General features: G+C 67.6%; 11 protein-coding genes. 7 read left to right on the forward strand and 4 right to left on the reverse strand.

All coding sequences use genetic code 11. The features are described from left to right. Positions 1-25 precede the first annotated feature (25 nt). A complete protein-coding gene (locus CJ014_RS05505; protein WP_100079532.1) occupies positions 26-1,057 on the forward strand; it encodes a serine hydrolase domain-containing protein in 1,032 nt (343 codons plus the stop codon). A 24-nt stretch (positions 1,058-1,081) separates the two neighbouring features. On the opposite strand, the gene CJ014_RS05510 is transcribed toward CJ014_RS05505, so the two are convergent. The 3 genes from CJ014_RS05510 to CJ014_RS27780 all read right to left on the reverse strand — a co-directional run bounded on the left by CJ014_RS05510 (position 1,082) and on the right by CJ014_RS27780 (position 4,633). Then, positions 1,082-2,599 carry a S10 family peptidase gene (locus tag CJ014_RS05510; RefSeq protein ID WP_100079533.1) on the reverse strand — a complete coding sequence of 506 codons (1,518 nt, stop codon included), beginning with the start codon at positions 2,597-2,599 and terminating at the stop codon, positions 1,082-1,084. A 286-nt stretch (positions 2,600-2,885) separates the two neighbouring features. Next, positions 2,886-3,725 (reverse strand): IclR family transcriptional regulator, encoded by an 840-nt coding sequence (locus CJ014_RS27775; RefSeq protein WP_165790754.1) that lies wholly within the window; start codon positions 3,723-3,725, stop codon positions 2,886-2,888. Next, positions 3,722-4,633 (reverse strand): alpha/beta fold hydrolase, encoded by a 912-nt coding sequence (locus CJ014_RS27780; RefSeq protein WP_165790755.1) that lies wholly within the window; start codon positions 4,631-4,633, stop codon positions 3,722-3,724. The genes CJ014_RS27775 and CJ014_RS27780 overlap by 4 nt, the downstream gene beginning before the upstream one ends. 142 nt (positions 4,634-4,775) lie before the next feature. On the opposite strand from CJ014_RS27780, the gene CJ014_RS05525 reads away from it, so the two are divergent. The 6 genes from CJ014_RS05525 to CJ014_RS05550 all read left to right on the forward strand — a co-directional run bounded on the left by CJ014_RS05525 (position 4,776) and on the right by CJ014_RS05550 (position 10,605). Then, entirely contained in the window at positions 4,776-5,867 is a 1,092-nt protein-coding gene (locus CJ014_RS05525; RefSeq protein WP_100079534.1) for a mandelate racemase/muconate lactonizing enzyme family protein, read from the forward strand. Positions 5,868-5,916: 49 nt separating this feature from the next. Beyond that, positions 5,917-7,305, forward strand: a complete 1,389-nt coding sequence (locus tag CJ014_RS05530) for an ABC transporter substrate-binding protein (protein ID WP_165790756.1) — start codon at positions 5,917-5,919, stop codon at positions 7,303-7,305. A 98-nt stretch (positions 7,306-7,403) separates the two neighbouring features. After that, the gene (locus CJ014_RS05535) at positions 7,404-8,459 is read left to right on the forward strand and encodes an ABC transporter ATP-binding protein (protein ID WP_100079536.1); all 1,056 of its coding nucleotides are present in this window, start codon (positions 7,404-7,406) and stop codon (positions 8,457-8,459) included. After that, positions 8,452-9,348, forward strand: a complete 897-nt coding sequence (locus CJ014_RS05540) for a carbohydrate ABC transporter permease (protein WP_100079537.1) — start codon at positions 8,452-8,454, stop codon at positions 9,346-9,348. The genes CJ014_RS05535 and CJ014_RS05540 overlap by 8 nt, the downstream gene beginning before the upstream one ends. After that, positions 9,345-10,223 carry a carbohydrate ABC transporter permease gene (locus tag CJ014_RS05545; protein WP_100079538.1) on the forward strand — a complete coding sequence of 293 codons (879 nt, stop codon included), beginning with the start codon at positions 9,345-9,347 and terminating at the stop codon, positions 10,221-10,223. Before CJ014_RS05540 ends, CJ014_RS05545 begins: the two co-directional genes overlap by 4 nt. Before the next feature lie 40 nt (positions 10,224-10,263). Next, positions 10,264-10,605: a carboxymuconolactone decarboxylase family protein gene (locus CJ014_RS05550; RefSeq protein WP_100079539.1), complete on the forward strand. Its 342-nt coding sequence runs from the start codon at positions 10,264-10,266 to the stop codon at positions 10,603-10,605. Positions 10,606-10,737: 132 nt separating this feature from the next. Here CJ014_RS05550 and CJ014_RS05555 read toward each other — a convergent pair whose 3' ends face one another. Beyond that, positions 10,738-11,841, reverse strand: a complete 1,104-nt coding sequence (locus tag CJ014_RS05555; RefSeq protein ID WP_100079540.1) for an S-methyl thiohydantoin desulfurase family protein — start codon at positions 11,839-11,841, stop codon at positions 10,738-10,740. Between the last annotated feature and the right edge of the window lie 3 nt (positions 11,842-11,844).

Genomic DNA, 11,844 nt, shown 5'->3' on the forward strand with positions numbered 1-11,844 from the left:
TCACGGTCATCCCGGAGTGGATCGCATGTTGCTGCGAACGATGGTTGTTGTCCTTTCGCTCCTTTCCACGCCGGCAATGGCGGAGGAATCCTTTCGTCCGGCGCTGGAAGGGGCGCTCGACCGCGCCGAGGCGCTCGCCCCGCTCCAGACGGTCCTCATCGCCCATGACGGGACTGTCGTCGCCGAACGCGGCTATCGCGGCCATTCGCCCGGCACGCCCACCAGCATCATGTCGGCCTCGAAATCGGTGATCTCGGCCCTCGTCGGCATCGCCATCGACAAAGGCGTGCTGGAAGGCACCGACCAGTTGATTGCGCCGATACTCGCAAATGATCTGCCGGCCGATGCCGATCCACGGCTGGCCCGCATCACCGTCGGCAATCTCCTGTCGATGCAGGCCGGTCTCGGCTCCACGTCGGGCCCGCGATATGGAGCGTGGATCGAGAGCGCGAACTGGGTGCGTTTCGCGCTCGCCCAACCCTTCGAGGACGATCCGGGCGGCCGGATGATCTATTCCACCGGCTCGACGCACCTGCTGTCGGCGATCCTGACCCGCCGGTCCGGCCGCTCGACGCTGGCGCTGGCGCGCGACTGGCTGGGGCCGCTGAAGGGGTTTTCCATCGCCGGCTGGGATCGCGATCCCCAAGGCATTTACGTCGGCGGCAATCTCATGTCGATGACACCGAGGTCGCTTCTGGCCTTTGGCGAACTCTATCGCACCGGAGGGTTGACGCCGGACGGTCGGCGCCTGATCCCGCAGGACTGGATCGAACGATCCTGGGAAAGCCGCACCAGCTCCCGATATACCGGCGACGGATATGGCTATGGCTGGTTCTCGGCGCGGATCGCTGGCCAGGACGTCAAGTATGGCTGGGGATACGGCGGACAGATGGTCTACGTCGTCCCCGCGCTGGGGCTGACGGTCGTCATGACGTCCGACGTTGGCTCCCCGTCAAGCCGAACGGGGCACCGGGACGATCTGCACGCCCTGCTGGGCGAAATAATCGGTATCGTGGCCGATGCGGGGACGGCGTCCGCACCACGGGAGACAAACTAGGATTGGCGCTTCGTTTGGCGACGATTACTCCGTTGCCCGATAGAGTTCGGCGGCGGCCTCCTTCAACGCCTGCCGGCTATCCGGCCTGAAATACATCATGTGGCCGCCTTCCAGGACGTCCAGCCGGATGGGCTTCGCGTCCGGAATGGCCTCCACCTGCCCCACGAGATAGCGCGACGTCATGTAGGGCGTCACCAGGTCGGTATAGCCATTGACGATGAGGACGCCCATGGCCGGATTGAGGCTCCGCGCCCGCTGGAGATCGTCCATCACGCCGGCATAGCCCTGGCGCGACGGGCCGGTCCCGTACTCCCAGTTGCGGCTGATCTCTTCGTTCAGCAGGCGGTAGGACATGTCCGTGCGGAAGTTCAGTTCGTCGCGCGCATAGGCCACGAAGGCCGACGTCAGCACCGGCACGCTGCGGTCGAGTATCGGATCGGGCCCCGAAACTCTCGGGCTGCGCGGCGCCATGTCGGCGGTTTCTATCATGCCGTCATACGGGCTCAGGACATTTCCCCGCGCGCGTGCGAATTCCTTGATGAAAAGTCCCGTGGTCACGCGCCCGAAATTGCGCTGCACGAGGTCGAGCGGCAGGCCGGTGATCTCGGCCACGCGCGCGCTTGCCGTCCGTCCGCCCGGCTCGAGGCCGCTGGCGAGGGCGACGAGATAGTCGCCGAGCGCGAAGCGCTCCACCTCGGCCAGGCGGTCCCGCAGGGCCGGGCCGGTGACGCCGTCGCGCCGCAGGCGCACCGCCGCGAGCGAGGGAAGCTCGAGCGCCAGGTGGAGCGGATCGAACTGGTCGGGCCGCACCAGCATGAATTCCAGCGCCGGCGAGATCAGGACGATCCCGCTCGGGCTGATGCCGACGTCCTGCTGGAGGGTTCTGGCAAGCAAGGCCGCCCGAAATCCGCCATAGCTCTCGCCGGCAAGAAAGACCGGCGACCGGCTGCGCCCCGCCTGGGCGAGATAGAGCCGGATGAACGCCCCCAACGAGGCCGCATCCTGATCGACGCCCCAGAAGCTGCGCGTTTCCTGGCCGGGCGCCTCGCGGCTGTAGCCGGTGCCGACCGGGTCGACGAACACGAGGTCGGTCATGTCGAGCCAGGTGCCGGGATTGTCGATGAGCGTCTGCGGCGACGGGAGGAAACGCCCGTCGGCGGCCGTCGCGATCACCCGCGGACCGAGCGCGCCGAGATGGAGATAGGCGGACGCCGCGCCCGGACCGCCGTTGAAGACGAAGGTTACGGGACGCTGCGCCTCCGCCTTCGGAGCCCCATCGGCCTGAAGGGTGTAGGCGACGTAGAAGACTTCCGCCGTGATGTCGGCATTGCCCGCCAGCAGCGAGAGCGTGCCGGCCCGGGCCTGATAGCGGAGCGTGCGCCCGTCGACATCGATCGAATGCCCGGTCGTCTGCGGCGCGGGCAGAAGGGACAGGATCCCACCGGTTGGCGCCGGCCGCTCGGGCGTTTCGGCCCGGGGAGCGCCGGGAACGCTTGCGAGCACCGCCAGCGCGACGATGATGGCTTTCAGCAGCGGCTGCATCGGGCCTCCTGTGCGAGGATGTGTTGGTCACGCTTTCAGGATGAGGAATGCGCAGCCGATGGGCAACCCGTCGTTCGGCGGATGTCGCGCCGAGCTACCAGATTCAACTGATCCTGACCCTATGGCCAAGGATTTTCGCGGGGCGCTCTCGACGCTGCCCTGCTGCCGGTCGAGGCGCGACCCTAGAGCATTTCCGGCGAAAACAGGTTCGCCGGAAATGCTCTATCTCTTTGATTAGGCGCAATTTCGGACGCAAAATCGGTTCCCATTTTTGCTGAAATTTGCTCTAGTCGATGAACTGGTCGAGCTCGAAATCGAGGCCGCTGTTGGCGCTTTGCCAGCCCAGCTTGCCGGAGACCTCGCTTGCGGCGGCCGTCACGTGGCGGGCCAGCTCGCGGATGGCCTCGTCGCCGACCCGGCTCGCCAGCGACGACACCGACAGGCCGGCGACGACCTCGCCCGACCGGTCGCGGATGGGCGCCGCGACGCAGAACAGGCCCTCCTCGTATTCCTGGTCGTCGGTCGCCCAGCCGTTGGCGCGCACCGCATCGAGGTCGGCCAGAAAGATGTCCCTGTCGGTCGTCGTGTGGACGGTGAAGCTGGCGAGCGGCCCGTCGCCGATCGCCTGTGCGAGGGCGTCGTCCCAAAGCCAGGCGACCAGCACCTTGCCGATGGCGGTGGCGTGCAAGGGAAGCTGCCGCCCCAGACGAAGCAGGAGGCGCATGGTGCCGCCGGTTTCGAACTGCTCGATGTAGATGGCGCTCTGGCCATCGCGGACGCCGAGGTTGACCGGCAGGCGGGTGTCCTCGGCGAGCGCCCGCATGGAGGGCAGCGCGACGCGGTCGAGCCGGCGGGCCCGGACCGCGCTCGAGCCGATGACGAAGGCCTTCATGCCGACGGAGAACAGGCCGGTCTCCTCGTCATAGTCGACGAGGCCGCGCCCCTTCAGCGTTTCGAGAAGACGGGAGGCGGTGGTGGGCGAGATGCCGACGCCGCGCGCCAACTGGCTGAGCGTGGCCTGGCGCGCGTCACCCAGGAGTTCGAGCAGCGCCAGGCCCCGATCGAGCGTGCGGGTGACCCCGACGTCCTCGCGGGTGCGCGTGCGGCCACGGCGCGGCGCGGTCATCTTGCGCTTTTCCGGTGGCCGGCGGCTCGTTCGCCGAGGCCGCCGGCCCAGGCGACGATACGGCCGGAAACCGCCGTCTCGATGCCGGTATAGAGATAGTTGCCGCCGGTCAGGATCGCCGTCTGGAAGCTCGGCGCCGTGATGGCATTGCGGCGCATCGAGCCGAAAAAGCCCTGGATCGAGTCCTCGCTTCGTCCCTCGGCGTCGCCGAACCAGGCGAGGATCGGCACGTCGATCCGCGACAGCGCCGGCGGAATGCCGCCGCTGCCGTAAAGCTCCCGGTGCACGCGGGCGCGCATCGCGTAGGTCTCGGCGCTGATGGTGTTGGGCGCCATGCCGGGACGGGTGCCCCAGGGCAGCAGGTGCCAGCCGTTTCCCGCCGCCGTCAGGCGGGCGGCTTCCTCGACCAGCGTCGGATCGAGCTGGTCGCGGACCAGCGAGGCCGAGGAGGCGCAGACCACGCCGTCGACGCCGTCGGTTCCGCTTTGCGCCAGCGCATAGACGATCTTCGCCGCTCCCCAGCCGTGCCCGACCATGACGACGCGGCGGCGCCCCAGCGCGCGTGCCCGGCGGAGCCAGGGGCCGATGTCGCTGGGCGCCTCGACGAGATATTCCCAGGCCGATCCGGCGAGCTTGGTGCGGCCGTCCGGGCCGCGCAGCCAGGCGCCGAAGTTGTGCCCGCGCGTCTCCACCGAAAGGAAGCTCGCGCCGAGCCGGGCGGCCGCCCGGCCGATGGCCGCATATTCGGGTTCGGCGAAGCCGAGGCTGACGCCGTGAACCCAGACGATGGCGAGGTCGGCGGCCCGATTTTCCGATTCGAACAGACATCCGGCCAGGGCGTAGCCGTCGTCCGAAATCACATGGATCAGCTTCTCAAGAACAGGCTGTTCGCCATTCGCCGGTCGCATCGAAAAAACAACTCCAATTCGTCGCTTAAGGGGCATGAAAAATCACGTAATTTATCATCTAGTGGGTATTATCTTCATCTATTGACAAAATCAATACGCGATCGTCAGTCTAGCTCCTCGAACGAGCTTTCGAGGTCCCCCAGTGAAAATCACCCGCATCGTTTCAGAGTATTATTCGTGGCCCCGTCCGGTGCCGATCTCCAACGGCGTCCACACCTGGACCGACGTGCGGCGGGCCGTCGTCAAGATCGAGACCGACGAGGGCGTCACCGGCATCGGCCTGGGCGGAGCGGCGGCCGGCGAGCGGCAGTTCCGCGACGCCTTCGCCCAGAAGCTGATCGGCCAGGACCCGCTGCTCACCGAAAGGATCTGGGCCGACCTCTGGAGCCCCAAGCTCTACGGCCGCCGCGGCTACGAGACGCGGGCGCTGTCGTCGCTCGATTTCGCCCTGTGGGACATCAAGGGCAAGGTGGCCGGCCTGCCGCTCTACAAGCTGCTGGGCGGCGTGAAGAACCGCATTCCGAGCTACGTGGCGGGCGGCTACTACGCTCCCGACAAGACGATCCGCGATTTGCAGGCGGAGATGGAGAGCTACGTCGCGCGTGGCGCCAGGGCCGTCAAGATGAAGGTCGGCGCCGTGCCGCTCGGCGAAGACGTGGCGCGCGTCAAGGCGGTTCGCGAGGCGATCGGGCCGGACATCCGCCTGATGGTCGACGTCAACTGCGCCTACCGCTATTACGAGGCCATCCAGTTCGCCCGCCGCGTCGAGCCCTATGACGTGTTCTGGATCGAGGAGCCGGTCCAGCCGGACGACTACGAGGGCTTCGTCAAGATCAGCCGCTCGACGTCGATCGCGCTCGCCGCCGGCGAGAACGAGTACACCAAGCACGGCTTCCGAGACCTGATCGCCACGCAGGCCGTGGCCATCCTGCAGCCCGACGCCCGCTGGATGGGCGGCGTCACCGAGTTCATCAAGGTCGCCCATCTCGCCGAGGCGCACGGGCTCGACATCGCCGCCCACGGCGACCAGCAGGCCCATCTGCACCTGTTGGGCGCCATTCCGAACGCCCTCTATCTCGAATACTACCCGGCCGAGTTCGACCCGCTGCATGGCCAGGTCTACCTCGAGACCCCCAAGATCCAGCCCGACGGGTCGGTGGAGCTGCTCGAGACGCCGGGTATCGGCCTTGCGCCCAATGAAGAAGCGATCGGCCGCTATCGCGTCGCGCTTTGAGGCCGCCGGAGACTTGACCCTCCTCCCCAGAATCCGAAGGAGACCAGCCATGAATGCCACATTCGAGCCAGCAGCAACGGCTTCCGGCGCCAAGCCGAGCCGCCGCAGCGTGATCAAGGGGCTGGCGGGCGCCGCCGTCGGCGCCGTCGCCCTGGCCGCGCCGCGGATCGCCCGGGCGGCCGAGCCCATCCGCTTCCTGCACGACGAGACCGACCCGCCGACCATCGAGTTCTTCAACAAGGCGATCGCCGCCTTCGAGGCGGACAACCCCGGCCTCAAGATCGAGATGGAGGCGGTCGGCAGCGCCGGGCGGCTTCAGAAGGTCACGGCGATGCTGAACGCCCACACCATGCCGGAGATCTTCAAGATCCTGCCGGAGGAGCGCTTCAGCTTCGGTCGCCAGGGCTTCCTCGAACCGCTCGACGACGTCATCAACGCGATCGGCGTCGACCAGTATCCCGACCGGATGATCGCGCCGATCGACGGCAAGCGCTATTCGATCCCCTATACGATCGGCCATTCGAGCGTCTTCTGGTATCGCCAGGATCTGCTGGAAGCCGCCGGCGTCGAATTGCCCAGGACCTGGGACGAGTATATCGCCACCGCGGCCAAGCTCACCACGGGCGACCAATTCGGCACCGTGTTCCCGGCCAACAAGAACCGGGTGACCTCGCTGTTCTTCTCGCAATATTACTGGTCGGCCGGCGGCACCTATTTCGACAAGGATCTCAACCTGGTGTTCGGCGGCGATGCCGCCGTCGCGGCGCTGGACTTCCAGAAGCGGCTGTTCGCCTCCGTTCCGCCCGGCGTGGTCAACTACGTCAACAACGACCTCGTCAACGCCTACCTGACCGAGAAGGTGGCCCTGGTCAGTTGGGCCGGCCGCCTCGTGTCGACGGCCGCCGCCAACAAGCCCGACCTCGTCACGCGCACCCGCGCCGGCAAGCGGCCGGCCGGACCGGCCGGCGTCGGCGTCGGCTTCGCCAACCCCAACAACCTCGCGCTCGCCTCCGAGGCGGTCGGCGCGCGCAACGTCGGGGCCGCCAAGGAATTCCTGCAATATATCCTGACCGGCGACCGGGCGGTGGATTTCGCGCTGACCGCCTATCCCCACCTCATCCCGCCGACCGCCGCCGTCCGCTCCGATCCGCGCCTCTTGGCCGGCACGCCGGCGCTCGCCGGCCGGAACGACCTCGCCGAAGCGAGCTTCGACATCTCCGACACGCTCGACTTCGAATCCGAGGCCGGGGCGAAGATAGAGGGCGGCAAGGTCGAGCTCTCCGGCGTGACCAACCCCTACATCGGCGCGATCATCGCCAAGGACATTCCGGCCCAGATCGTTCAGCAGGTGCTGTTGCAGGACAAGGCGCCGGCCGACGCCGTCGCCTGGGGGCAAGCTCAGATGGAAAGCGCCCTGGCGGCCGCCCGCAAGGGCTGACGCCCGATCTCATTGAGGCGGCGCATTGCGTCGCGCGAACCAGTGCCCACGTCGCCCGAAAATGCACGAGGCCGAACAAGGACGGAACAGAGGAAGGCATGGCGCGGGTCGATATCGAAGGCATCGAGAAGCGGTTCAACGGTGAGGGTGGTGTCCACGGCGTGACGCTCTCGGTGCAGGACGGAGAATTCCTCGCCATCCTCGGACCATCGGGTTGCGGCAAGTCGACGCTGCTGCGGCTGATCGCCGGCCTGGAGCGGCCGACGGCCGGCCGGATCAGGCTCGGCGGCAGGGACGCCACCGGCTTGCATCCGAAGGACCGGGACATCGCCATGGTGTTCCAGAACTACGCCCTCTACCCGCATCTGACGCTGCGCGAGAACATCGCCTTCCCGCTCAAGGTCAAGCGGCTGCCGCGCCGGGCGATCGACACGCGGGTTGCCGAGGTGGCCGACATGGTGGGCATCGGCCACCTTCTCGGCCGCAAGCCCCGGCAGGTGTCCGGCGGCGAACGCCAGCGGGCGGCGCTGGCCCGCGCCCTGGTGCGCAAGCCGGCGCTGTTCCTGCTCGACGAGCCGCTCTCCAATCTCGACGCCAAGCTGCGCCAGGCCGCCCGCGAGGAGCTGAAGGCGCTGCAGCGCCGCACCGGTCTGACGGCGCTCTACGTCACGCACGACCAGGTGGAAGCCATGGGGCTCGGCGATCGCATCGTGGTGATGCAGGCCGGACGCATCCGCCAGATCGGCACGCCGGAGGAGGTCTACCGCTTTCCCGGCGACACCTTCGTCGCCACCTTCATCGGCACGCCGCCGATGAACATCGTCGACCACGGCGATCTCCTGGTGGGATTCCGTCCCGAGACCGTCATCGTCGGCGATGCCGCCGGTCCGGCGGTCGCCTTTCCGGTGGTGATCCGCCACGTCGAGTATCTCGGCAACGTCAACCTCGTCTATGCCGATGCCCGCGCCCCCGGCCAGCCGGTCCGGGTGGTCGCCGCGCTGCCGAGCCAGTCGGCGATGCCCTTCTCGCCCGGCCAGGAGACGAATTTTCGCGTCGACGCCGCCGACCTGCGCTTCTTCGACAAGGCCACCGGCCTTGCCGTCCGGGACGCCGGCGTGACGGCGCGTTTCGTGCAGGAGCGATCCGATGGCTGAACCGGTGACCGTCTACCCCGGCGACCGGCGGTTTGCCTATCTGGCGCTGGCGCCCTCGGTGGCGCTGGTGCTGATGCTGATCGCCGTGCCGACGGTGGCCATCTTCGCGCTCGCGGTCCAGGACGTGCCGCTCGGCCGCTATAGCGGCGACTTCGTCGGGCTTGCCAATTTCCGCCGCCTTTTCGCCGATGCCGATTTCTATGCGGCGCTCGGCAATACCTTCATCTGGATCGGCGGCAGCGTCGGCCTGGAGATGCTGTTCGGCACGGGCCTCGCGCTGCTGCTCAACCAGCGCTTTCCGCTGCGCTGGCTGGCGCGAACGATCCTGCTCGCGCCCTATCTGCTGCCGACCATCGTCGCCGTGCTGGTCTGGCGCTACATGTTCGACGACATCGTCGGCATCGTCAATCACATCGCCATAAGCGCCGGTCTGGTCGCGCGGCCGATCCAGTGGCTGACCAGCCCCCGCGTCGCGCTGCTGTCGGTGATCCTGATCGGCGTCTGGAAGTTCACGCCCTTCGTGGTCATCGCCATCCTCGGCATCCTGCAATCGATCCCCGGCGAGCAATACGACGCCGCCAAGCTCGACGGCGCCGGTCCGGTCCGGCGCTTCGTGACCATCACGCTGCCGCACATCCTGCCCGTCTTCGTGCTGACGGCGCTGCTGCGCACCATCTGGACGGCGCACAAGTTCGATCTCATCTATCTCCTGACCGGCGGCGGACCGATCAACGCCACCACCACGCTGCCGGTGCTGGTCTACGTCCGCGGCTTCCATGATTTCGACGCCGGCGGCGCCTCGGCCATCGCGCTGGTCATCCTGCTGCTGATCGCCCTGCTGCTCGTCCCCTATCTGCTCATCCACCGCTGGTCGGAGGCCCGCCAATGAGCCGCGCCTTCCGCCTTGGCGACGTCGCGTCGGATGGCCTGCTGCTGCGCGAGCTCAGCGGCAAGGCGCTCGTCTTCTTGACCGCCTTCGCCGCCGCGAGCGTCGTCGGCTTCCCCTTCATCTGGATGGTGCTCTGCTCGGTGAAGATGCCGGCCGAGCTCTACAATGCGCCGCCGGCTTTCCTGCCGGTCGATTTCACGCTGCGGAATTACGCCGACCTCTTCATCCAGACCGGCTTCCCGCGCTATTTCGCCAACAGCCTGATCGTCGCCGTGGGGTCCACGGCGCTGTCGCTGCTGTTCGGCGCCGTCGGCGGCTACGCCCTCGCGCGGTTCAACTTCTTCGGGCTCGCGATCTTCGCCGCCCTGTCGCTGCTCTGCTATATGCTGCCCGAGACGCTGGTGATCATCCCGCTCTACATGCTGGCGTCCTATGTCGGCCTGCAGGACACGCTTGTCAGCCTGATCGCCGCCAACACGGCCTTCACCCTGCCGTTTGCCCTGTGGTTCATGCGCGCCTACTTCCGCTCCGTCCCGGCCTCCTTCGAGGAAAGCGCCATGCTGGACGGCTGCACCCGCTTCGAAGCCTTCCGGCGGGTAACGCTGCCTATCGCGCTGCCGGGCGTCGCCTCGGTCGGCGTTTTCGCCTTCAACAACGCCTGGAACGAATTCCTGTTCGCGCTGGTGCTGACGTCCTCGGAACGAAACAAGACGCTGCCGCTCGGCCTTTCGACCTGGATCGGCCAGGACAGCATCTATTCGTGGGGCATGCTGCTGGCCGGCTCCACGCTGCTGACGCTGTTTTCCATGGCCGCCTATCTGCTTGCGCAGTCCGGGCTGATGCCGGGGATCGGCGAGGGCGGCACCAAGGGCTGACGGGCAGCGTCCTATACCGAACCGAACGGAGAGAAAAACCATGTTGGACTGGAAGCAATACCGCAAGGAGGTCATCGGCCGGGCCGGCGAACTCGCCGAACTCAACGAGGATCTCGTCAAGGGCTATCGGGCGCTGGCCGCCGCCTCGAACAACACCAGCCATCTCGACGCCAAGACCCGCGAGCTGATTGCCCTGGCGGTTGCGGTGACGACGCGGTGCGACGGCTGCATCGCCGCGCACGTGGAGGCGGCGATCAAGGCGGGCACGACGCGCGAGGAAATCTCCGAGGCGCTCGGCGTCGCCATTGCGCTCAACGCCGGCGCCGCCTTTGTCTATACCGCGCGGACGCTCGATGCCTATCAGGACCTGAGCGCCTCCTGAGGCGGCCGCCACCGCGTTGCAAGGCTCCGGTGTCCGGCCCTATCGCAACGAGACCAGATCGTCATGCGTCCCGACGGGCGCAGAGCGACGATCTGGCCTTTTCGGTCCCATGCTCTCATCGCCGAAACCCGCTCATCGGCAAGGTCGACCTGCCGTCGCGGGCTCGAGCGGCCGGTAGTCCACGTCGTAGCCGAAATAGCGCGGTCCCACGAGGTCGATGCCCTGGGGCGTGCGCCACAGCGGGTTGCAGGGGAGCGCCAGCACCTTGAGGCGCAGGCCGTAGCGGAGCGCGTCGGCGGTGACGGGATTGCCGCTCTCGGCTTCGAGCGCCGTGATCAGGTCGGGCGTCGTCACGACGATGTCGCCGTCGCGCTCGGCCACCAGGAACTCGTTCTGGAAATCGAGCCGGAAGTCGTGGCCCTTCCATTCGTCAACCCCCTCGAAGCGCGCCTTGCCGCGGGCGAAGCCGCCGACGGTGCGCCGTTCGATGTCCTTGATGCGGCCGTGGAAGATCACGCCGGCGCCGAGTTCGTCGACGATGGCCGCGACCGGATCGCGATGGCCGGCCCGCGCCTCGCGCAGCGTCTCGCCGAGCTTGGCCGTCAGGCCGAGCGTGCCGCGCACCACGCATTTCTTGGCGGTGGCGCCGTCCATGGCATAGAAGGCGAGCAGGGCCGAGCCGCCCATCTCGACGGTGGCGGCACGGGCGAGACGCTCGGTCCAGGCGTTGGACACGGTGTCGAGCACCAGCGAGTTGCCCTTGTCGTCGCAGAGCACCATCGGCGTCGCCTTGACGCCGAACATGCCGAAGGTCTCCATTTGCAGTTCCGGGAAGGCGCGGCCCATGCCGTCGCCGTCGACCAGCGGCAGCCCGGTCTCGGCGGCCACCACGAAGGGCGTCGTCGAGTTGACGCCGCCGGCCTCGCCGCACAGCACGGCGTCGATCCTGCGGCCGAGCAGTTCCTCGAGCTTGCGGAAGGCGACGATCAGCTCGCGGCCGGCCGGGATCTTCTCGGTCATCACGGTCGGCGCGCCCATCATGCACACCGGCACCACCAGCGCGTCGTCGGCAAGCTCGTCGACGTCGACGATCTTGACCGGCGCGTGCCGGCGGATCGCCTCCTGGGCCATCAGCTTGCCGACGTAGGGGTCGCCGCCGCCGCCGGTGCCAAGAATGGCGCCGCCGGTGGCGATGTCTTCCATGTCCTCGACGTGGACGGTGCGCTTGATCTTCATGGC

Origin of the sequence: Pleomorphomonas carboxyditropha (genome assembly GCF_002770725.1) — a bacterium.
Lineage (GTDB): Bacteria > Pseudomonadota > Alphaproteobacteria > Rhizobiales > Pleomorphomonadaceae > Pleomorphomonas > Pleomorphomonas carboxyditropha.